The sequence below is a fragment of the Galliscardovia ingluviei genome, from assembly GCF_014635685.1.
GTDB classification, from domain to species: Bacteria; Actinomycetota; Actinomycetes; order Actinomycetales; family Bifidobacteriaceae; genus Galliscardovia; species Galliscardovia ingluviei.
The window spans coordinates 38,547-60,309 of sequence record NZ_BMDH01000001.1 but is presented as its reverse complement, the minus strand read 5'-3'; the positions used below and the strand labels follow the sequence as shown (position 1 = coordinate 60,309).

At 47.7% G+C, this 21,763-nt stretch carries 18 protein-coding genes, 1 tRNA gene and 2 pseudogenes; 1 reads left to right on the top strand and 20 read right to left on the bottom strand.

The features are described from left to right. Positions 1 to 26 precede the first annotated feature (26 nt). From IEU85_RS00315 to nusA, 8 genes and pseudogenes are all read right to left on the bottom strand, one after another. Positions 27 to 1,832 (bottom strand): proline--tRNA ligase, encoded by a 1,806-nt coding sequence (locus tag IEU85_RS00315; protein WP_188354946.1) that lies wholly within the window; start codon positions 1,830 to 1,832, stop codon positions 27 to 29. Between the two features lie 271 nt (positions 1,833 to 2,103). Next, a pseudogene (locus IEU85_RS00310) lies at positions 2,104 to 3,549 on the bottom strand (PIF1 family DEAD/DEAH box helicase); the annotation flags it as partial. A gap of 54 nt (positions 3,550 to 3,603) precedes the next feature. Next, positions 3,604 to 4,761, bottom strand: coding sequence for a bifunctional riboflavin kinase/FMN adenylyltransferase (gene ribF, locus IEU85_RS00305; RefSeq protein WP_188354270.1), 1,158 nt, complete (start codon positions 4,759 to 4,761; stop codon positions 3,604 to 3,606). A 201-nt stretch (positions 4,762 to 4,962) separates the two neighbouring features. After that, positions 4,963 to 6,081: a tRNA pseudouridine(55) synthase TruB gene (truB, locus tag IEU85_RS00300; protein ID WP_188354269.1), complete on the bottom strand. Its 1,119-nt coding sequence runs from the start codon at positions 6,079 to 6,081 to the stop codon at positions 4,963 to 4,965. Continuing rightward, a complete protein-coding gene (rbfA, locus tag IEU85_RS00295) occupies positions 6,081 to 6,650 on the bottom strand; it encodes a 30S ribosome-binding factor RbfA (RefSeq protein ID WP_188354268.1) in 570 nt (189 codons plus the stop codon). The genes truB and rbfA overlap by 1 nt, the downstream gene beginning before the upstream one ends. Positions 6,651 to 6,729: 79 nt before the next feature. Next, positions 6,730 to 9,582: a translation initiation factor IF-2 gene (gene infB, locus IEU85_RS00290; RefSeq protein ID WP_371866620.1), complete on the bottom strand. Its 2,853-nt coding sequence runs from the start codon at positions 9,580 to 9,582 to the stop codon at positions 6,730 to 6,732. Then, positions 9,568 to 9,660, bottom strand: a pseudogene (locus IEU85_RS08840) (translation initiation factor IF-2 N-terminal domain-containing protein); the annotation flags it as partial. The gene infB and the pseudogene IEU85_RS08840, both read right to left, overlap by 15 nt. 317 nt (positions 9,661 to 9,977) lie before the next feature. Then, positions 9,978 to 11,027 carry a transcription termination factor NusA gene (nusA, locus tag IEU85_RS00285; RefSeq protein ID WP_188354266.1) on the bottom strand — a complete coding sequence of 350 codons (1,050 nt, stop codon included), beginning with the start codon at positions 11,025 to 11,027 and terminating at the stop codon, positions 9,978 to 9,980. Between the two features lie 84 nt (positions 11,028 to 11,111). Between nusA and IEU85_RS00280 the strand changes: the two genes are divergently transcribed. Beyond that, on the top strand, positions 11,112 to 12,176 hold the full coding sequence (locus IEU85_RS00280) for a hypothetical protein (RefSeq protein WP_188354265.1): 1,065 nt from the start codon (positions 11,112 to 11,114) through the stop codon (positions 12,174 to 12,176). 68 nt (positions 12,177 to 12,244) lie between these two features. Here the strand turns inward: IEU85_RS00280 and IEU85_RS00275 are convergent, their stop codons facing one another. From IEU85_RS00275 to secY, 12 genes are all read right to left on the bottom strand, one after another. After that, entirely contained in the window at positions 12,245 to 13,588 is a 1,344-nt protein-coding gene (locus IEU85_RS00275) for an MFS transporter (RefSeq protein ID WP_188354264.1), read from the bottom strand. 244 nt (positions 13,589 to 13,832) lie between these two features. Then, positions 13,833 to 14,729, bottom strand: coding sequence for an NrtR DNA-binding winged helix domain-containing protein (locus IEU85_RS00270; RefSeq protein ID WP_188354263.1), 897 nt, complete (start codon positions 14,727 to 14,729; stop codon positions 13,833 to 13,835). Positions 14,730 to 14,891: 162 nt separating this feature from the next. Next, positions 14,892 to 14,977 (bottom strand) — tRNA-Ser (locus tag IEU85_RS00265). Positions 14,978 to 15,212: 235 nt separating this feature from the next. After that, positions 15,213 to 16,178 carry a tRNA pseudouridine synthase A gene (locus IEU85_RS00260; protein WP_188354262.1) on the bottom strand — a complete coding sequence of 322 codons (966 nt, stop codon included), beginning with the start codon at positions 16,176 to 16,178 and terminating at the stop codon, positions 15,213 to 15,215. A 311-nt stretch (positions 16,179 to 16,489) separates the two neighbouring features. Further along, a complete protein-coding gene (rplQ, locus tag IEU85_RS00255) occupies positions 16,490 to 17,131 on the bottom strand; it encodes a 50S ribosomal protein L17 (protein WP_188354261.1) in 642 nt (213 codons plus the stop codon). A gap of 95 nt (positions 17,132 to 17,226) precedes the next feature. Next, complete coding sequence (locus IEU85_RS00250; RefSeq protein WP_188354260.1) at positions 17,227 to 18,222, bottom strand: DNA-directed RNA polymerase subunit alpha; 996 nt, start codon at positions 18,220 to 18,222, stop codon at positions 17,227 to 17,229. A gap of 84 nt (positions 18,223 to 18,306) precedes the next feature. After that, a complete protein-coding gene (rpsK, locus tag IEU85_RS00245; protein ID WP_188354259.1) occupies positions 18,307 to 18,705 on the bottom strand; it encodes a 30S ribosomal protein S11 in 399 nt (132 codons plus the stop codon). A 54-nt stretch (positions 18,706 to 18,759) separates the two neighbouring features. Continuing rightward, positions 18,760 to 19,131 carry a 30S ribosomal protein S13 gene (gene rpsM / locus IEU85_RS00240; RefSeq protein ID WP_188354258.1) on the bottom strand — a complete coding sequence of 124 codons (372 nt, stop codon included), beginning with the start codon at positions 19,129 to 19,131 and terminating at the stop codon, positions 18,760 to 18,762. A gap of 139 nt (positions 19,132 to 19,270) precedes the next feature. After that, on the bottom strand, positions 19,271 to 19,384 hold the full coding sequence (rpmJ, locus tag IEU85_RS00235; protein WP_093959598.1) for a 50S ribosomal protein L36: 114 nt from the start codon (positions 19,382 to 19,384) through the stop codon (positions 19,271 to 19,273). A gap of 10 nt (positions 19,385 to 19,394) precedes the next feature. Beyond that, positions 19,395 to 19,613, bottom strand: coding sequence for a translation initiation factor IF-1 (gene infA, locus IEU85_RS00230; protein WP_188354257.1), 219 nt, complete (start codon positions 19,611 to 19,613; stop codon positions 19,395 to 19,397). A 139-nt stretch (positions 19,614 to 19,752) separates the two neighbouring features. Continuing rightward, positions 19,753 to 20,325 (bottom strand): adenylate kinase, encoded by a 573-nt coding sequence (locus IEU85_RS00225; protein WP_188354256.1) that lies wholly within the window; start codon positions 20,323 to 20,325, stop codon positions 19,753 to 19,755. Next, a complete protein-coding gene (gene secY, locus IEU85_RS00220; RefSeq protein WP_188354255.1) occupies positions 20,326 to 21,651 on the bottom strand; it encodes a preprotein translocase subunit SecY in 1,326 nt (441 codons plus the stop codon). Positions 21,652 to 21,763 lie beyond the last annotated feature (112 nt).

The window sequence follows — 21,763 nt, the reverse complement described above, 5'->3', positions numbered from 1 at the left end:
GGTGCGTTATACGAAAATCTGAATGACTACTGCTCCATCAGCGCTTGAGTGCGCTCAGCAATACGAGCCGCAGCCTGCTCAGCTGGAACTACTTCAACATCCGAGCCATCACGATTGCGAATTTCAATAGTGCCATTATTGACCGTATCCCTACCAGCAATAACTACCAGAGGCACGCCAATAAGTTCAGCATCCTTGAACTTCACGCCCGGAGACACCTTAGGACGGTCATCATAAACAACTTCAATACCCTGCGCGTCAAGAGTACTAACAAGGTCTTCAGCAACCTCAAATGCCTTAGCATCGCGCCCAGTTGCTACCACATGGACTTGGGCTGGAGCAATAATTGCAGGCCAAGCAATACCCTTGTCATCATGATGTGATTCCACAATACATGCCAATACACGGGAAACACCAATACCATAGCAACCCATCCACACGGGCACAGTTTTGCCATGCTCATCAAGTACCTTCAAATCCAGTGCCTTGGAATACTTCAATCCCAACTGGAATACCTGACCAATTTCCACACCGCGCTGAATAGTAAGCGCACCAGAACCATCCGGGCTCATATCACCATCGCGCACAACAACAGCCTCAACCGTGCCATCGGCTTCAAAATCACGCCCATATACCAAGTTGATATAGTCTACATCCTGCTCATCAGCACCAGTAAACCATGCTGAACCTCGAGCAATATGCGCATCAACAAAATAGCGCAAAGGCTGAGCAATACCACTTCCCTCACGACGAGCCTGAGGGCCGAGCACCATTGGACCAATATAGCCGACTACCAGCTCAGGATGTGCTTTCAAATCATCAGCTGTCGCTTCTTCAATCTCACTTGGAGCAAACTGTGCTTCCAAACGCTTCATATCAAGCTGACGGTCACCAGGGATACCAACAACCACAAGCTCACGCCATGGCTTATCATGCTCATCATCTTCAGCATGCTTTACAGCAATAACCACATTCTTCAAAATGTCGCTACCCTGCCAAGAGCGGCCATCACTACGAGCAAATCGAGCATTTGCCTGCTCAATCATGCCATCAATAGTGCCAGCATCTGGAGTATCTTTACGCTCAGCAGCAGGAGTATTACTGAAATCAATATCTTGAGGAGCAGGAGTGGTGAGTGCTTCCACATTCCACGCCTTACCGGAAGGTGCTTGCACGAAGGTATCTTCACCAATAGCCATTGGCGCTAAGAATTCTTCCGATGCAGAACCACCCATTGGTCCAGACATAGCAAATACGGGCACATAATCAAGATTCAATCGCTTGAAAATACGCTCATATGCTGCGCGCTCATCTGCATATGCTTGGCGCATACCCTCTTCATCAATAGAGAATGAGTACGCATCCTTCATCACAAACTCGCGACCACGCACTAAGCCTGCACGAGGACGGAATTCGTCACGGTATTTCGTTTGAATCTGATACAGCGTTACTGGCAAATCCTTGTATGAAGAATACATATCCTTGACCAGTAAGGTAAACATTTCTTCATGTGTTGGCGCTAATAAATAGTCCGCATCATGACGATCCTTTAAGCGGAATAAGTTATCGCCATATTCTTCCCAGCGATGTGTAGCTTCATAAGGCTCACGTGGAAGCAATGCGGGAAAATGTACTTCCTGCGCACCAATAGCATCCATTTCCTCACGAATTACTGCTTCAATACGCTGCAACACGCGCCATCCCAATGGCAACCATGTCCAAATACCTGGAGCAGCTTTACGCACATAACCCGCACGAATCATTAATTTTGCTGAATCAACATCTGCATCAGCAGGGTCATCGCGCAGTGTGCGAACAAACAGCGATGACATACGCATTACATGAGAACTCATGAATTACAGAGTAAACACGTCAAGAGACAACTGCCATGATAAAAGGTTAGCGCATAATTCTCTAAGTTTTACTGCAATGCCATACCATACATGCAATACAAATTATTACTGCACTCATGCAGTGCTCGACTTTTTAGAACGGGTCTGCGAGCGCAAACTCGTCATCATCGGCATCAGTACCAGCATCGGCAGTATTATCAGAGCCTTCAGACGCAATTTCAGCACCATCATCAAAAAGTGATCCTGCTGCAAATAATGCACCTTGTGTTAACGCATCCTGTGTTAATACACCTTGCGTAGCATTATGCTGCGCGCCATTTGCCATATGCCCGTACTGCGCAGGAGCAAAAGCTTTCGCACCATATGTCGCTAATTTGAGTTGTGCATGTGCATCATCGTCATGCAAAGCAGTATCAAGGTCAAACGCCTCCTGTGAAATCTCATACGCGCGAGCATGTATCCCCTGCATATACAATCCAGAAAGCCGCTCTACACGTGACAATGCCACATACCCCATACCGGGAGTAAAAGTCCTGCGTAAATCCATTACCGCGCGATCAAGCGTCATACCCTGCGATTTATGAATAGTAATTCCCCAAGCCAAACGTAATGGCACTTGGGTGACACTGGCTACTACCTCTTGCCCATCGAGCATTTGCCAATCTGCTGGACGCACTACTGTAGTATTGCCATTTGCAAATTCCACAATTGGCCAGCCTCCACGCCGTTCAGGAGTAAAACCAATAACTGTACCCAGTGAACCATTGACGTATTGCTTATCTTGGTCATTGCGTAATGCCATTACCGTTGCACCAATTTTTAGCACCAGCGTTGACGGTGCAAGCATAGTTTGCAAAAGCCGCTTCACCATAGCACTATTGCCTGCATGAGTATGTTCAAAAACATGCTCATCATGTGCTATTGCTTGTAAACGCATGGCATTGAGTTTATCTGCCTGCGCATTGGTAGGAAATAAATGGACAGCTACTTCATCCTCATCTGGCATAAGCCCTAATCGGGAATTCATTACTTGCTGATCTGCGGCACTTACACGACCTGCGCGAATATCAGTCAGCACGTGCAAAAGTTTGCCATCATCTTGGCGATGTTGCTCATCTAAATAGCAGATCGTAGGTCGCAGTTGCTGCCATACTAATGATTGGGTAATAAAGCCTTCTGGATTAAGCCCATAGCGCGCATATGGCTCACGCGCCTGCAACAACCCCTCATCTGGTTCGAGCAGATCTTGATTGCGTCTCGAATTACTGACTGGTGGTAGTTGGAAAAAATCTCCAGAAAGCACTACTTGCAATCCGCCAAAAGGTCTTTCATCACGGCGTAGTTTGCGACAAACAGTGTCAACTAAATCAAAAGCCCAAGCATGCAGCATCGATACTTCATCAATAACCAGCACATCAGTGTTTGCAATTATTTTGCGCCTACGCTGACGAATAGTTTTTAATGTGGTATCAGCCAGCCATGTGTGCACACCAATACCAGAAAATGAGTGAATAGTTTGCCCGTTAATATGCGTTGCCGCAATACCGGTAGAGGCAGTCATGGCCACGCTCAAGCCTTGCATACGCGCCCATTGCACAAATTGGTTAAGCACGTATGTTTTGCCTGAACCAGGAGCTCCGGTAAGAAATACTGATGCTCCAGATTTGAGGATGTCAAGAGCTTGTTGCTGACGCATAATACCTCTTTACATTGCGCTACACACTGCACTACAACACAATTCGCGCTTCACCTATCGTGCTGCATACCGGTCAGTAATGATACGAGTCTGCTGCTCATACTGTTGCATAGCAGCAACCAGTTCGTCAACCGAATCAAAAGTAAGCATTGGTTTCAAATATTGCGCAAATTCCACGCGAATATGATGATCATAAAGATCAAGCCACGTGTCAGTGAGTGCATAAGCTTCAATAATGCGACTTATTTGCCCGTCTTCATGAGCAAATGTAGGATTAGTGCCAATAGAAATTGCTGCAGCGTATCGTGGCTGCTGAGGCGTATCAAGATCAGTAATCCATCCTGCATACACTCCATCTGCTGGTACTACTGAGCTGAGCTGCGTGCTTAAATTCGCTGTTGGGAAACCTAAATCTCTGCCGCGCTGCTTGCCATGAATAACAGTGCCATCCACACTATACGGCCTACCTAAAATCGATGCAGCAACATCTACTGCACCACAGGAGAGCGCAAAACGGATAAACGTTGAACTCCATGTACGCACCGTGGTATTCGGGTACTGTTTGGTAATTGCTCGACGTTGTGCTTTAGTTACTTGCTCAGGATGGAGTAAAAGGCGTGCAAAAGCCTGCTGTGCTTCTGGGGTTGGATTGGTAGGAATGCGCTGAATACCGGGACCGCGATCGTCTACCACTGCTAATTCAAAAGTGCGCGTGGCTTGAGCAACGGTATCAATAGCAGACACAGTTCCAGCTCGATCCTTACCAATGCATGCATCCTTGCCAAGCACAAGAGTGCGCATACCAAGTTTGCCAACTAACGCACCCAAAAAATATTGATAGGTCAGTTTGCCAAATGCCAACGTATATCGCACAATAATGGCGTGATCAATGCCGCATTGCTCAATCAGATTAAGGCGCTGTTCTAAAGTAGTTAGCGCATAGGAATCATCGTAGGTTTGATCTGGGGCAAGCTCCTGACCTTGATGATCTGCAGCATATCGGAATACTACTGCGGGGCGTGGGTCAAATAATATAGCCACTGATAGGGCATGATGACGTTGTGCAATATCGTGAGCTCGCTGTAATACAGCTTGGTGTCCCAGGTGTACGCCATCAAAATTGCCGATAGCAATAACTGTTCGTGTCTCTTTGCCAAAATCTGGCCATTGCACTTCGCCGGAATTATCAGGAGTTACATGCGTGACCTGCATGAATTCACCGCCTTACTTGCCTTGGTTTCAGGTGCAGCCTTTCGCATGCACTCCATCTGGCAATTACCCTACAGTCTGTTATCGATGTTGCTTTCGCTAATATTGTAGCGTGTATACTCAGCATGTGGTACTAGTGCCGTGTATGTTATGTCATACTCGTTTAGGTTTGCTCGAATGCGCATGCTATACCGTTGTAGTTTGCTATTCGTGAGCAAAAACAGCAACTGGGCGAATATGACGGCGCCCTATGCGCACTATGGCCACAAGTTCCTGCGAAGTACATGCTGCTGCAATATGTGCAGTTGTAGCTTGCGTATTATCCATGTGCTTGACCATTGATGTATGTTCCGTATACGGCGGATTGTTCAGTTGCTCAGCCATATCAGCACGCAATAACACCCTGCCAAATCGCAAATCTTGTGCTTGAGCAGCTTGCACAGTCAGCACTGGCAATGCATGTTCTACCGCCTGTTTGAGAGGTAATACGTGGCGCTGCAATTGTTCATCAGTACACGTAATATGTACGACTTGCTTGGTATGTGTTTGCCCAGATTTATCCACATATTCACGAGATGCTGTGCTTGCCCCAAACGTTCGCTTATCGTCAGCGCAGAATTGCCCTACCCGTGTACGACGCAATGCTACTAAGTGTGCGCCCACACCAAGCTGCTGCCCTAAGTCTCTAGCCAGCGCTCGAATATAAGTTCCAGCAGAGCATGTTACGCGCACGCGCACATCGACAATGGTATCTCTACCTTGGCTTTGTGTAACACCTACACTGAGTACAGTAAAATCACTAATAGTAATCGGACGCGCCTGCAGAGCTACTTCCTTGCCTTGTCTAGCCAGATCGTATGCACGTTTACCATGCACTTTAATCGCAGAAAAACTATTAGGAACCTGCTCGATATTACCAATAAAGTGCTGATTGATAAGCTCTTGCAACATTGGCACAGTGATATTACGCACGACATCTGCACGCTCTGAGATCGGAAGAACCCACGGAGCTTGTAGACTATCTACATCCAGCAATTGCCCATCTGCATCGTCAGAGTCCGTTGCTTGACCAAAACGAATCGTAGCCTCATAGGTTTTATCAAGACCAACAATATAGTTCAATAGTCTTGTCGCCTGACCAAAACCAATAACGAGCACACCGGTTGCCATAGGATCAAGTGTGCCCGCATGCCCAACTTTTCGAGTATGCAGCAACTTTCGAGCGGCAGCTACTACATCATGGCTGGTTACACCTTGTGGCTTATCAACTACAATGACGCCACTTGAAAGTAGAGCATGGTATGGCGATTCTTGTGATGTCATTACGCTTCATTTTCCTCAGGTTCAGTTGCAGTATCGAATTGTGCAGGTTCGGCAAATTCTGCTAAATCAGCATCAGCTGTTGTCCCGTCAGCTTCTTCCGAATCGGCTTCTTCTGAATCAGCTACTTCCGGCTCATCATCATGCTTGTATGGGTCCGCATCCCCTGCATACTGCGCACCTTCACGCTGTGCCGCCAGATCACGATCACGTTTTAACGCCACGGCGAGAATATCCTCAATTTCTGTTGCTTCGCCTGGGACTTCATCATATTTGAATTCCAGTACTGGAGTTAATCGCAATCCTGCTTTTTGTCCAACTAGTGAACGCAAACGACCACGAGATTGCGCTAACGCTTGCGCTGCACGTTTACGCTGCCCTTGCTCTTTGCCTGCTTCACCAAGTTGAGTCCAAAATACACGCGCTAACTGCATATCATTTGTCACGCGCACGTCAGTAATAGTGACGCCTGCTAGACGAGGATCATGCAGAGTGTATTCGAGTGATTGCGCAATAACGCGCTTAATAAGTCCCGCAATACGTACTGCGCGTGGGTTTGTTCCTTTTGCCATGCTATCCCTTCCAAAATACGTGCGACCGCCCAAGCGCAATGTCAAAGGCGGCCGCAACTTAAAAGTAATTACTTACTGGTTACTTGCGTTCAACTTGCTGCATCTCGAAGGTTTCAATAATATCGCCTTCTTGAATGTCATTAAAGTTGCCGAGGTTAATACCTGCTTCGTAGCCTTCTGCCACTTCAGTGACATCATCCTTGAAGCGACGTAACGAAGTAATCTCAAGGTCATTCACGGTAGCTACACCATTGCGCAAAATACGAGCTTTAGTGCCACGCTTAACCGTACCATCCTGGACGAGTACACCAGCAATATTGCCGAACTTGGAGGAGCGGAAGATTTCACGAATCTCGCTATGAGAGGTGACCACTTCTTCAAACTCTGGCTTAAGCATACCCTTCAAGGAGGCTTCAACGTCTTCAATAGCCTTGTAGATGATGGAGTAGTACTTGATTTCTACGCCTTCACGATCTGCCAAATCAGCAACCTGACGGTTTGGACGAACATTAAAGCCGATAATAACAGCCTTGTCCACAGTTGCCAGATTGACATCGTTCTGGGTAATAGCACCAACACCACGATGAATAACCTGAATACCGACTTCTTCAGATACTTCAATCTTCATCAAGGAGTCTTCCAGAGCTTCCACAGAACCAGAGGAATCGCCCTTGATAATGATGTTCAGCATGTCAATTTCAGACTTCTTGAACTGTTCCTTAAGGCTTTCCAAGGATACAATCTTACGCCTCTTGGCAAGCTGTGCTGCACGCTCTGTAGCCTGACGCTTTTCTGCAATTTGACGCGCAGTACGATCATCAGGAGCCACCAAGAAGAGATCACCTGCTGTTGGTACGGAAGTAAGACCAAGTACCTGTACTGGAGTAGACGGCGTTGCTTCTTGCATTGACTGACCATTTTCATCAAGCATGGCACGCACGCGACCATACGATGTACCAGCAACGATAGCATCGCCAACATGCAAAGTACCCTGTTGCACCAGTACGGAAGCCACAGCACCACGACCTTTATCAAGTCGAGCTTCGATGGTTGCACCGCGAGCGTCCTTATCTGGGTTAGCACGCAAATCTAATGTTGCATCTGCAGTCAGCAATACTGCTTCAAGCAGCTTGTCCACATGAGTGCCCTGCTTTGCAGAGATATCAACGAACATGGTGTCGCCACCGTATTCTTCAGGAACTAAGCCAAACTCAGTGAGCTGACCACGCACCTTATCTGGGTTTGCGCCTTCCTTATCAATCTTGTTGACTGCAACCACGATTGGTACATGCGCTGCCTGAGCATGGTTAATAGCTTCTACTGTCTGAGGCATAACGCCATCATCAGCTGCAACTACCAAAATAGCCACATCAGTAAGCTCAGCACCACGGGCACGCATAGCAGTAAATGCCTCGTGACCTGGAGTATCCAAGAAGGTAATCTTGCGGTGCTCGCCATTCAAGTCAACAGCAATCTGATATGCACCAATACGCTGAGTAATACCACCAGCTTCGCGTGCAATTACGTTGGTCTTACGAATAGTATCGAGCAGTCGGGTCTTACCGTGGTCTACGTGACCCATAACGGTAACCACTGGAGGACGAGGCGCAAGATCCTCTTCATCTTCTTGCAGTTCTTCCTCGTCTAAATCGATATCAAATTGTTGCAGCAGCTCTTTATCTTCTTCTTCTGCAGAAACAATCTTAATATCCCAGCCGATTTCTTCGCCTAGAATCTGGAATGTTGCCTCATCCAAGGACTGCGTAGCTGTTGCCATTTCGCCAAGATGGAAGAGAACAGTTACCAAAGCTGCTGGATTGACATTAATTTTTTCTGCCAAATCAGCAAGGCTTGAACCCTGACGCAACTTAATAACTTGCCCGTTACCGGAAGGAATACGTACGCCTCCGATAACTGGTGCTTTCATTTCTTCAAATTCTTGCCTCTTTGCGCGACGTGCCTTACGTGCTTTAGAGGAACGGCTGCCCTGGCGACCGAATGCGCCAGCTGCACCGCCACGATTACCGCGACCTGGACGACCTGAGGATTGTGGTCCATTACTTGGTGCTGGCTGTGCTGCTGTAGCGCCTGGACGAGCACCACCGAAACGACCACCAGAACGGCTAGAACCAGCAGATGCACCTTGACCTGCGCGACCGTGTCCCCACTGTCCTGGACGTGCTGATTGTGCTGCTGATGCTCCGCGTCCGCCGCGACCACGACCGTTACCGCCGCCTTGTCCCGGACGTCCGCCGCGACCGCGACCATTACCAGAACCTGAACCATTACCATTGCCGCCCTGACCTGGACGAGACATTGGGTGAGGACGAGGAATATCGCCTGGCGTTGGCACACTCATACCCTGCTTGCGGCTATATGGATTATTGCCAGGTCGTGGACCGGAACGTGCTGGAGTGCCATGTGCAGCTGCAGCATCACGAGCGCTAGGACGTGGTGCAGGAGTAGCATTATGTCGTGTATCTGCACGATTTGCAGCCCCGCGTGATCCACCATGTGCGCCATGCTGAGCACTACCCTGCCCCGGACGGGCACCAGGACGAGGAGCATGTGGACGTGCAGCATTCTGTACTGCGTCTGAAGCAGCTTGCTTAGCAGCATGAGCAGGATTGGCATGTGCAGCCTTGTCATGTGCCGATGGGCGTGCAGCTGGCTTAGCAGCTGCGGTTTCACTCGTTACAGATGCGCTGTGCTCACCGCCTGAACGTGCAGCTGGCGCATGAGGTGCTGGCTTATGAGCCTGTGCACTGCTAGGACGAGCACTCGGACGAGCAGCTGGCTTAGCAGCACGTTCTGATGACTTTGGTGCTGCACTAGCTTGCGAAGAATCGGTTGAAGGCTGGAATTGAGCCTTAAGTTTACGTACTACAGGTGCTTCAACTGTAGATGATGCTGATTTGACAAACTCTCCCATATCCTTGAGCTTGTCGAGAACTGTTTTACTATCTACACCAAAAATCTTGGCTAATTCATATACACGTGCTTTGGGCACCAATTTCTCCTATTCCCAACCGCGCGTATATATGACGCGCGATTATTGATCACTGATGGCTACCATGCGTTGGTTGTACATGTGCTGTTTCATCGTGCGACCATTGTTATTACCTCGAGCGTTTCCGTGAGGGCATAGTTCACCCTCGGGATCTGTACCGCATTAAGCATACTCATTGCCATGGATACACTTCTATGCGTGTCGCGAACAAAATACAAGAAGAGCACAGCGCCGAAACACTGTGCTCATATCAAATGTTATATAGGCTCTCTATGCTAAAAGATTCAGTCTTCAGTAGCAGATTCCTCTTGCACTTCTTAATCTACTTGCGCATCGTTGTTAGCCTGTGCTTCAGCTGCCTTGCGAGCGCGAGTTTCTTCTGACTCAATACCAATTTTCCACCCAGTGAGCTTGGCAGCAAGGCGAGCATTCTGCCCCTCTTTGCCAATGGCAAGGGAGAGCTGATCATCATGAATAAATGCAATTGCTGTTTTATTCTTCTCACTGACTACTTGCACGCTAGTGGTATGTGCTGGAGACAGTGCTGCTGCAACAAACTGAGCTGGATCAGTAGAATAATCTACAATATCAATTTTTTCCTGACCAAGATTTTCCATAACAGCGCGCACGCGAGAGCCACCTGGACCGATAAGCGCACCCTTTGGATTTACTCCTGGAGTATTCGCACGAACAGCAATCTTGGTTCGTGCACCAGCTTCACGAGCAATCGACATAATTGATACAGCACCAGCAGCAATCTCTGGTACTTCGCGCTCAAATAAGCGACGCACTAGTTCAGGATGTGAACGTGACACTACAATTTCCGGACCGCGCAAGCCTCGGGACACATTCACCACATATACACGCACACGCTCACCATGGCGGAACCGTTCTCCTGGAACCTGCTCACGACGAGGCAAAATAGCTTCAACATCACCTACAGCAACATGAATATTGCCCGGATCCTTGGAATCCTGCTGAATAACGCCGGTAATCAGTTTGCCTTTTTGACCGGAAAATGCGCCGAACACTTTATCATCGGCAGCACGGCGGAAGAGCTGGGTAATAACCTGACGTGCAGTTGCTGCAGCTAATCGTCCAAAATCTTTTGGTGTATCGTCATATTCTTCTGACAATAGCGGCGCAGGATGTGGATCATCCTCGGTTGGCTGCTGTGGAATTTCACGCTGAGCCCACACTGTAAAGCTGCCAGCACGAGAATCAAGTTCAATACGCGCATGTTTCGCAGCATGAGGTGTTTTCAAATATGCTAAGCGCAACGCTTCAGATAATGCTGCATCCAGGGTCTCAGCATCGATTCCCTGCTCAGCGGCGAGTTTCTGCATTCCTGCCAAGTCTAATTCCATGCTCAAGACCTCCCATATGAAGTTATTGCTGAAATTCGGCTATTTCAGCATAATGGTCTGCAACGGATATTAGTGTAACGATTCATGCAGACACTTTATTTCCGCCGCACACGCCATCACTGGTATCGACATGCTTTTGTAGCATTGCTCAAAGTATGTATTGCGTGTGCAGTGTGCAGTGTTTTGCTGTTTTCCCATCTAGTTTTTCTTGAACGAGCGCAGGCCGCGCCAAGTATTGTTGGCCAGCAAGAGCCTATTGAACAAGCAAGTACATGTGCCCAAAATCTTGTTTATGCTGAACAACATAGTGCTGTTGCATATCAAGCATTACCCTCATCAATGAAAGCGCTGCATGCACGAGCTGCCAGCTATCGTTGGCATGCCACAATGATGCAATGCCCTGAACGCACAGGGGAAGCTCTACTTCAAGCTGCTGCATTTGATACACTCGCATTGCGCCTTTCACAGCAAGCCCAAATGCATGTGCAATGGCAAACGTTATGGCCAAGTAGTCAATTGCCTTCACTATCAGCAACCGAGTATGCCAGTTCCTCTCATTCTCAACATACTGCTACTCCAATAGTTGCTTCACAAAACTTCATTCTCGCGCAAGATCAAACTGGCTATGCCCTGACTATTATTGCTGCCCGCTTTGAGCACACATCGCTGTATGCACTTACACAAAACAACACCACCAATTATGCACAGTATCCAACTGCACAAACACTTAACCAGCAATCTATTGCTACACAAGCTCAAATTCATACCCGTAATGCGCAAACACTAGTAGGTGATAATCAAACTGTTGCAGCACAGTCAGCCAACTCAGCCGACAAATCAGCAGATAGCACCAAGCAATCTGCAATAGCACAAGATCCTCGCTCTGGAGTGTATAACGTACAAATGGTACTTGATAACACTCAAGAGCAGTCATCACCATATCTTACTGATCCTCAAACAGGACTGCGCACCACGCTGCCTGCATTACTTGAAATGCATGGTGTGCTGCAATCTATCCAATCACTGCCATCAGCAAGTGAGCAAGGGCAGGAATTCCCTCAATCTTGGCTAGATGCGCTACTTGCTCAGGCTGTAACAGCATTCCAGTGGGGATATCCATTACAACCTGAGCAACTTTTGGCAGCGTAGCTTTGCGTGTATTGACTTAGCTTTGCGTGTATTGCCAAGTATTAAAACTCTATTGGCTACTAATTACACTACTCAGCAAGCTCACTATTAGCCATTTCTGGCAGTAAGAAACTCGCGCAAGTTGCCAATGCAAACGCCAAAGCAAAGCAGATAAAGGTGAGCGACTTACCGCCATTAGCCATACCAAGCAACACCGGTACACTCAATGGCGCGCAAATTGCTGCAATTCTACCCATTGATGCCGCAAAACCAGCTCCCGCAGCACGCAAACGTGTTGGGAATAATTCTGGAGTAATAGCATAGAGCACACCCCATGCACCCAAGTGAGCAGCCGACATCAGCATACCAAAGCAAAGTACTTGTGCTACCGACTGTGCATGCGCAAACGCCAAGGTGAAAATAGTTGCAGCTACCAAGAACGTAATCATCGTTGGTTTACGACCAATTTTTTCAACCAGCCAAGCTGCCAACAAATACCCTGGAAGCTGAGCCAAACTCATAACTACGGTGTACCACAAAGTGTGCTGCAGATTGCCAAACTGATCAGCTAACAGCGACGGCAGCCAAGAGAATGCGCCATAATAGGCGAAGTTAATCATAATCCAAATTACCGTAATCACCACAGTACGCAATGCTAAACGGTTGCCAAATAAAGCACGAATATGAACTTTCGGCAACGGATCACTTGCAAAACTTTTTACCGCTTCATCAGTATGAATACCAGAGGCAAGCTCAAACTCAGTAACTGCTTGCTCTGCCTGTTCAACTTTACCTTTTGCCTGCAAAAAACGTACTGACTCCGGAATATGCATGCGCAAAATAACTGCATACACCACTGGTATAGCGCCAAAACACAAGGCAATACGCCAACCCCAATCACCGGTTGCAGGAATAATAATAGCGCCAATAAGCGCAGCAATAATCCAACCTACTGCCCAGAATGACTCAAGCAACACGGTAAGTCGACCGCGAAGTTTACGTGGCGCGTATTCACTCACTAATGTTGATGCAACTGGCAGCTCAGCACCTAATCCGAGACCAATAACCAGCCTGGATACTAGGAGCATCGGCAAATTCCATGACAATGCCATAGCGATATTCGCACACCCAAACAATGCAAGCGAATAGGTAATCATGGTTTTTCTACCATATCGGTCAGCAAGCGCACCTCCGAGTGCTGCACCAATTGCCATACCGACAAAACCAATAGACAGCACCCATGATTTCTCTTGCATGGTAAGAGCAAAATGTTTATCTGCGGCAATTGCTGCTACGACATAAGAAACTAACCCAACATCCATTGCATCTAACGCCCAGCCAATACCGCAGGCGATAAGGAGTTTCTTGTGCATAGCGTTGAAACTGAGTCGTTCAAGGCGCTCGATTTGTGTTAACTGTGTACTGTGACTCATGTGCATCTTTCACTATATAGATACAGTAAAGTTCACTAGGAGACATCGATTCGCACACTGTTGACTAACAGCACACACCATACCAATACCCTACCAACAGCACTGACAGTAATTTACAGCAACCGGCCAATTACGCGATATATCTCACCGACAAGACAGTGTTACCGACAAGGCAACAATTACACCGACCACTCAGTATTGCTTGCCAAGAAAACGTATCTTGCCGATAAGGCGTTGTCAAACACTATTGATGCCGTTGTGGTATCAGCGATGCAAGCGCACTATTGCCTGCACGCTTCATATTGCTTGAACTATCCATATCCGCTAATTCTTGGCTATGTGCTTCGTATTGACGCTGCAATGATGCAAGAAGCTCCTGCATAGATAGCTGGTCAGAGCCATAAGAGCTTTGCTCTGGTTTGAGTCGATATACTGCTGCTGGTCTATGCCGACCAACTTTGCGCGTTTCGCCGGTCGGTTCAAGCTGCCCAGAAGCAAGTGCTGCTCGCCTGAAATTTGCCAGATCCATATGCTCATGCCTGAGCAATTGAGCAACAGTATAGAGTTGCTGCAACGTAAACTCTTGTCCAATCAGTGCTGCTAATACACGAATATCAAGTGAACGTTGCGCCAAATGTTGCTGCGCATACTGCATAAGCTGTTTATCATGCGCACTGAGTGCAGGAAGTTGCTCCAATGGCAGCCATACGCACGAAGATTGATCTAGTGAATCAGGAATGGTGTTGTGTGGTAATACTGATGTGTTCTCCTGTGACGATACCCAAATAATATACTCAATAGATAACGTAGACTTCCCACCTTTTGAGTAGGAATATTCGCCTACGGTTGCGACTTGTGACCAATACAAAATCGGTTGGTCTGTTATTGTACGCAAGCGCTCAAACGCACAATAATCAAGAGTGTGCATAGCATGCAGTGACCCCCATGGCAGTTGCCATTCATGCTTTGCCTGCGTCATACTCATGGCTTGAATATGATGTAACGCGCAATACGCGAGTATTTCATCCGATTGTGGCGTTGGCTTCCATTGCAATACAACTAATCGCACAACAACATCAGGGGGTAGCATCTGCCGCTCGCTGATATTGGCATTGCTGTGACTATAGTGTAAATCTTGCACGTGCACCTCTTATCGAAGAGTATATCACTTATAGTCTACATGACTATAAGTAGTGTTGTATGATGAGTCTCTAGTTTTTAGCCCAGATAGTTTCAAGCCTAGAAATAATGAATGACAATAGAAAAGGGTTCCAAATACACCAATTATCTGGAACCCTAAAAGCGGATAAGGCGAGATTCGAACTCGCGGAGGGGGTCGCCCTCACACGCTTTCGAGGCGTGCTCCTTCGACCGCTCGGACACTTATCCATTCGCGAAGCGCGATATACACAGGTCTTCGCAACTTTCATAGTATGGCACACGCGGGCTCAACATGCAAGTTTTGCAAAGGTATGTCGTACTGTACTTTCCCAAAACTCAGAACGCGGTAACAACTTGTGCATACTTCATTCACACCGCATGATCCAACTCAGGTAGTGTCTTATGTTGAAGCTCAGATTCCGCCTTTGTCCAGCATCAGTCTGCCCCAACTCAGTCTTACTCCTCAGTCTGACTCCACCTCAGGTAATGTGCGCTTAGCTCTAATTGCCTGTGCCCTAGTAGCTAATTCATCATCTGCTGGGTATGACACATATTCTAAGGTCAATCCACGCGCCGGAGCCGGTCCAGTATCACCCTCCCTACGCGGATGTTCCAGCTTATCTATAAACCACGCTACATCACGCCGCCCACGCCCAATTGCAAGAGTTGCCTGTACCAATGAACGCACCATATTATGGGCAAATGCGTCAGCTACGATAGTAAAACACAGTAATCCAGACTCCATATGCGGAGTTTCAAAACGAGGCTGGAAACCCGTAACATTACTTGCAACATTGCCTGCATGTACTGAGGTAGGCTTTGGCAGTAATGCGGACGTATGTACACGCTGCCAACTTGCATACTTTACTTCGCGAATAGTCGTACCACCTGGATTCGGCGTCGCGAATGATCCAAAATCTCGTAAGCCAGCAACATACGTAGCCGCCTCATTCATTGCTTGAACGTCCAGTTCATAATCAAGTTGCAGCACAGCATGGCGCATTCGTGGATCAGCATCCACTCCTCGATCACATACCCGATATACATAGGTACGTTCACAAGCCGAAAACCGTGCATCAAAACCCTCAGGTGCCTGGCTCACGCGATGAATAACGATATCTTCTGGAACCACATGCCGTAGTCTGCGCTCTAACGCTACAGGTGCTTCATAGGACATATGACCAACACACGATTGCACAATAGTATCTGGAATATCAACATGACATACTTGATGTTGCGCATGAACTCCCGTATCTGTTCGCCCTGCAACGGTAACGCGAAATTGAGCTAGTATCCCTGGCCATTTATGTAGGTGCAACACTAGTGCCAGAGCACGTTCCAGTTCTCCCTGAACTGTTCTGCGGTCTGGCTGACGTGCCCATCCATAAAAATCAGTGCCATCATAGGCTAAGTCAATGCGAAGTCTCATGTTGTCCACCTTGCAAATGAACGTGTGCTACAACTACAACTGCTAATACAACTACTACAACCGTTAAAACAACTACTACTCGGAACTCACAACGAGTACCTCATACTGCACCAATGCTCTATATACAGTTATCTATCAGCACAAACCAGTTTCAGTCAATACCATGTACACATTAATGGCATCTGGTTGCACATGTCAAAATACTGGATCGCGTATCCCGAAATACCTGATGGTGAAGTACCGGTAGTAAGAGAAAAGGCGCCACACCAGTGACGCCTTAACTTACACTGCATTAGATACAGTGAATACGCTTAATTAGCTTCTGCCTCAGCAGCTTCCTCAGCTACATCAGCATCTTCTTCAGCTTGTGCTTCTGCAGCATCAGCAGCAACAGCTTCAGCGTTAAGATCCTCAGCAGCCTTATCAGCTTCTGCAGCTTCGCCTTCGGATGCTTCTACTGCCTGCTCTACAGCGTCTGCTGCAGCGCCTTCAACGATAGCAGCATCAGTTGCAGCTGCCATCTCTTCAGCTTCCTTGTCGGCAGCTACCTTTGCAGCAGCTTCTGCTTCCTTAACAGTAGCCTGCTTAGCGCTGACTGGCTCGGTTACTAGCTCGATAATTGCCATTGGAGTATTGTCACCACGACGTGGAGCAATCTTAACAATTCGAGTATAGCCGCCTTCACGCTGTTCCATCATGCTGGCAATTTCAGTAAACAGCACATGAACAACATGCTTGTTGCGGATTACGCGCATAACGCGACGGCGGGAGTGCAAATCACCACGCTTAGCGAAAGTGATTAAACGCTCTGCCAATGGGCGCAAACGCTTTGCCTTTGGCAAAGTAGTGGTAATACGACCATTCTGGAAAAGGCTTGTAGCCATATTGGCTAACATCAGGCGCTCATGCGCTGGGCTTGATGCCAGACGTGGGCCCTTCTTTGGTTGTGGCATGTTTTCTCCTTGAGGATTCCGCACTTTGGGAGGGCATGAGCCCAAACATCCAAAGCGCGGAAAACGGATTCGAAGAGCATTCTTGCCGCTAAAGATTATTCATCTTCTGGCGAGAAGAATGTGCCCCCTTCGAGATTAATAGTATCAAGACCTAATGGTGAAGCCTTAAGGGATAAGCCCATAGATTCGAGCTTCTCCTTAACTTCATCAATAGACTTTTGACCAAAATTGCGAATATCGAGCAAGTCCTGCTCAGTATGGGCTACAAGTTCACCAATAGTGTGAATACCTTCACGCTTTAAGCAATTGTAGCTACGCTGAGTAAGATTCAAATCCTCAATTGGCACAGCCATTTCTGGATTCTGCTCTTCAACTACAGGGACAGGACCAACCTCGACACCCTCTGCCTGAACATTAAGTTCACGGAAGAGACCGAATAGTTCTACCAAAGTAGAACCTGCAGATGCTACGGCATCACGTGGCGAGATTGCTGGCTTGGTCTCTACATCAACAATGAGACGATCAAAGTCGGTGCGCTGCTCAACACGAGTAGCTTCAACCTTGTAGCTCACCTTGAGTACTGGAGAGTAGATAGAATCTACTGCAATACGACCAATTTCGTCGGTATCCTGTTTGTTCATTACTGATGGAACATAACCACGGCCACGTTCTACAGTAAATTCGATTTCTAGTTCACCATCTTCAGCCAAAGTTGCAAGATGCAAATCTGGGTTAGCAATGGTTACACCTGCTGGAGGTGTAATATCACCAGCAGTAGCTTCACCTTCACCATTCTTGCGAAGATACATCACTACTGGCTCGTCATATTCACTAGTCAGCACAATACCTTTAATGTTAAGAAGAATTTCTGTAACATCTTCCTTAACACCTGGCAAAGTGGTGAACTCATGCAGGGCGCCAGAAATTCGCACACTGGTCACTGCGGCACCTGGAATAGAGCTTAACAGAGTACGGCGTAATGAGTTACCGAGTGTATAGCCGAATCCAGGTTCGAGCGGCTCGATGGTGAAGCGGGAACGCTGAGGATTCAATACTTCCTCAGTCAAAGTCGGACGCTGTGCAATAAGCACGTTGACAATCCTTTCAGCTCGAACCGACCGTGCACTCGCCGGTTCTTGCGGGTTGGATAACTAGTTCTATTAGTGCTTCTAGAATCAGACGCGACGACGCTTTGGAGGACGTACGCCGTTATGTGCCTGTGGGGTTACGTCGGTAATAGAACCAACTTCAAGACCTGCAGACTGGAGGGAACGGATTGCGGTTTCACGACCAGAACCTGGACCCTTAACAAAAACGTCAACCTTCTTGACGCCGTGTTCCATTGCCTTACGCGCAGCAGCTTCTGCAGCCATGCCTGCAGCGTAAGGAGTGGACTTACGGGAGCCCTTGAAGCCAACGTCACCACCGGATGCCCAAGAGAGCACTGCGCCTGATGGGTCGGTGATAGAAATAATAGTGTTATTGAAAGTGGACTTAATATGCGCCTGGCCAGCAGGTACCGACTTGCGGTCCCTACGACGTGGCTTGCGCGCGGCCTGCTTCGCAGCTGCCATGGATCCTCATTTCTAAAGTTTGAACGGTTTACCCTAGAAGAATTCTAGGTGGCCTTATGCCTTCTTCTTTCCTGCTACGGTACGCTTTGGACCCTTGCGAGTACGTGCGTTAGTCTTGGTACGCTGACCGCGCACTGGGAGGTGACGACGGTGACGAATACCCTGATAGCAGTTAATTTGGATCTTACGACGAATATCTGCTTCAACCTCGCGGCGCAGATCACCCTCGATCTTGTAATTACCTTCCAGATAATCACGCAATGTAATCAGCTGATCATCGGTAAGGTCCTTTACACGGGTATCTGGATTGATACCAGTTGCATCGAGTGTTTCCTTTGCACGAGTGCGTCCTACACCGTAAATATAGGTGAGTGCAATCTCAATGCGCTTCTCATTAGGGATGTCGACTCCGGCAAGACGTGCCATTCTCGATTTCCTTCTATTCATCGGAGGTCGTACGCCAAATCTCCCTTGTGGGCCCAGGCCTCCGAACCTGGGGTTCAACGCCGCATATGGTGGTGCGCACGCTGTGATTTAGCGTCTTGCATGCCGCTGGCGGTCTGTACTAGCCCTGACGCTGCTTATGGCGTGGGTTTTCGCAGATCACCATGACGCGGCCGTGTCGACGGATCACGCGGCACTTGTCGCAGATCTTCTTCACACTTGGGCTGACCTTCATGGTTTTCCTTTTACTTGTAGCGGTATGTAATTCTGCCGCGATTCAAATCGTAAGGGCTCATTTCCAAAACAACGCGATCTTGTGGAAGAATCTTAATGTAGTTCTTGCGCATTTTACCGGAAATAGTTGCCAGTACAATATGCTTATTCTCAAGTTCTACTCGAAACATTGCATTTGGCAATGCTTCGACTACGATTCCTTCTACTTCGATCACACCGTCTTTTGCCATAAGCCTTCGATCCGTTCCTCGGCGATTACTCTACGATGTATCATAAGACACACCAAATGTACAGAATAGCAGAAGCAGGATACCTTATCAATAAGATATCCTGCTTCGGCGTGTCTAGATTAAAGCTGAGTTACAGTATTTAGTTAATTTTGCTATCAAGTGCTGTAACAATAGCCTTGTGTATCTCGTCAATATCACCTACACCATTAATATCAACAAGAATCCCGCGTTCGCGATAGATGTCTAGTAGTGGAGCTGTTTCCTTCGCATACACGTCTAAACGCTTCGCGATAGCTTCCGGAGTATCATCTGAGCGTCCTTCAATTTCGGCACGCTTCTTCATACGCTCCATCAACACTTCACGATCAGCATCAAGCGCTACTACTGCATCAAGCTGCTCACCGCGCTGTGCAAGCATAGCGTCTAATGCTTCTACCTGACTTGCATTACGTGGATAGCCGTCAAGAATCCAACCTTGAGCAGCATCTTCTTGACCTAAACGATCCTCTACAATGGAGTTGGTAAGTGAATCAGGTACAAGCTCACCTTTATCGGTATAGCTTAATGCTTTCAAACCAAGCTCAGTACGGTTCTTGATATTGAAACGGAACATATCACCGGTAGAAATAGTTGGAATGTGATAATGCTCAGCCAACTTTGCAGCCTGAGTACCTTTACCCACGCCTTGTGGGCCCATAATCAATAAACGCATTTACTTATCCTTCTGTGTGTCTTCTTCTAGGAAACCAGCATACTGGAACTGCTCTGTGCGTGCCTTGGCCTGACGCAACGTATCAAGGCCGACACCTGCGATAATCAGAATGGTAGTTCCACCAAATGGCAGTTTCTGATTCAGTGATAATGCCATAATCAGCACTGTCGGAATCAATGCCACAAAGAGTAAGTAGACCGCACCAACAGTGTTCAAGCGGTTAATAACATACGTTAAGTATTGACTTGTAGCTCTTCCTGCACGAATACCAGGAATGAAACCGCCATATTGCTTCATATTATCAGCTGTTTCATCGGTGTTGAAGGTAATTGACGTGTAGAAGAAGGTAAAGAACACAATCATGAATGAGTACAATACGATGTACCACACGGTTGTTGTACTGGCGAGATTGGTGTTAATCCACTGTACCCACTTCTGGTCTGATTTACCGAACTGTGCAATCAGCGTTGGCACTGCCAGAATTGATGACGCGAAAATTGGTGGGATAACGCCAGACATGTTGATTTTCAGCGGTAAGTATGTAGAGGTGCCACCGTACATCTTACGACCGATCATACGGCGAGTGTACTGCACTGGAATACGACGCTGCATCAATTCCACATAGACTACGAAAATCAGGATGACAACGAGTGTGCCGGTGACAATGCCGAACTTCTTCCAATCGCCATCGGTGCCGTTGGTGCCGAATCCAATATCCCAAAGCTGTGGCAGGAAGCCGGAGCAAATAGACATGAAGATCAGGATGGACATACCCTGGCCAATGCCCTTATCAGTGATAAGCTCTGCCATCCACATAATCAGACCGGTACCACCAGTCATAATCATGATCATGACGATCAGGTTCCATACTGAGCTGTCAGGAATAATATTGCTACATGCATACCCGAATAATGCACCAGTACGAGCAGTCACGATAATAGTTGTGGACTGAAGTACGGCAAGACCGATGGTCATATAACGGGTGTACTGTGTCAGTTTTGCTTCGCCTGACTGCCCTTCTTTATGCAATGCCTCAAATCGTGGAATAACTACGCGCAACAGCTGTACCACGATGGATGCGGTAATGTACGGCATAATGCCGAGTGCAAAAATGGAAAGCTGCAACAATGCGCCACCGGAGAACAAATTTACCAGGCCAATAAAGTCCTCATTGGTGGTTCCGGCTACGCAGTCCTGTACTGCCCGGTAGTTAACACCTGGAGTAGGAATAAATGAGCCAATGCGATAAATTACGATAATGCCAAGGACAAAGAGGATTTTGTTCCTCAATTCCTTTGTCCGGAGAGCCTGGATCAGTGTTCTCACGAGTTCCTCCCTGTTATGCGACGTCGTCGTTGTGTCGCACGGGTTACCAGTGTACTCACATGCAATGACCCTCCCTTGCATTTGCGAGGGAGGGCCGTGTTGCGTATGTGCT

Bases quoted from the DNA above. Each gene is read 5' to 3' on its own strand.
- IEU85_RS00315 (WP_188354946.1), bottom strand. From the start codon at position 1,832: ATGTCATCGCTGTTTGTTCGCACACTGCGCGATGACCCTGCTGATGCA.
- ribF (WP_188354270.1), bottom strand. From the start codon at position 4,761: ATGCAGGTCACGCATGTAACTCCTGATAATTCCGGCGAAGTGCAATGG.
- truB (WP_188354269.1), bottom strand. From the start codon at position 6,081: ATGACATCACAAGAATCGCCATACCATGCTCTACTTTCAAGTGGCGTC.
- rbfA (WP_188354268.1), bottom strand. From the start codon at position 6,650: ATGGCAAAAGGAACAAACCCACGCGCAGTACGTATTGCGGGACTTATT.
- infB (WP_371866620.1), bottom strand. From the start codon at position 9,582: ATGGGAGAGTTTGTCAAATCAGCATCATCTACAGTTGAAGCACCTGTA.
- nusA (WP_188354266.1), bottom strand. From the start codon at position 11,027: ATGGAATTAGACTTGGCAGGAATGCAGAAACTCGCCGCTGAGCAGGGA.
- IEU85_RS00280 (WP_188354265.1), top strand. From the start codon at position 11,112: ATGCAGACACTTTATTTCCGCCGCACACGCCATCACTGGTATCGACAT.
- IEU85_RS00275 (WP_188354264.1), bottom strand. From the start codon at position 13,588: ATGAGTCACAGTACACAGTTAACACAAATCGAGCGCCTTGAACGACTC.
- IEU85_RS00260 (WP_188354262.1), bottom strand. From the start codon at position 16,178: ATGAGACTTCGCATTGACTTAGCCTATGATGGCACTGATTTTTATGGA.
- rplQ (WP_188354261.1), bottom strand. From the start codon at position 17,131: ATGCCACAACCAAAGAAGGGCCCACGTCTGGCATCAAGCCCAGCGCAT.
- rpsK (WP_188354259.1), bottom strand. From the start codon at position 18,705: ATGGCAGCTGCGAAGCAGGCCGCGCGCAAGCCACGTCGTAGGGACCGC.
- rpsM (WP_188354258.1), bottom strand. From the start codon at position 19,131: ATGGCACGTCTTGCCGGAGTCGACATCCCTAATGAGAAGCGCATTGAG.
- rpmJ (WP_093959598.1), bottom strand. From the start codon at position 19,384: ATGAAGGTCAGCCCAAGTGTGAAGAAGATCTGCGACAAGTGCCGCGTG.
- infA (WP_188354257.1), bottom strand. From the start codon at position 19,613: ATGGCAAAAGACGGTGTGATCGAAGTAGAAGGAATCGTAGTCGAAGCA.
- IEU85_RS00225 (WP_188354256.1), bottom strand. From the start codon at position 20,325: ATGCGTTTATTGATTATGGGCCCACAAGGCGTGGGTAAAGGTACTCAG.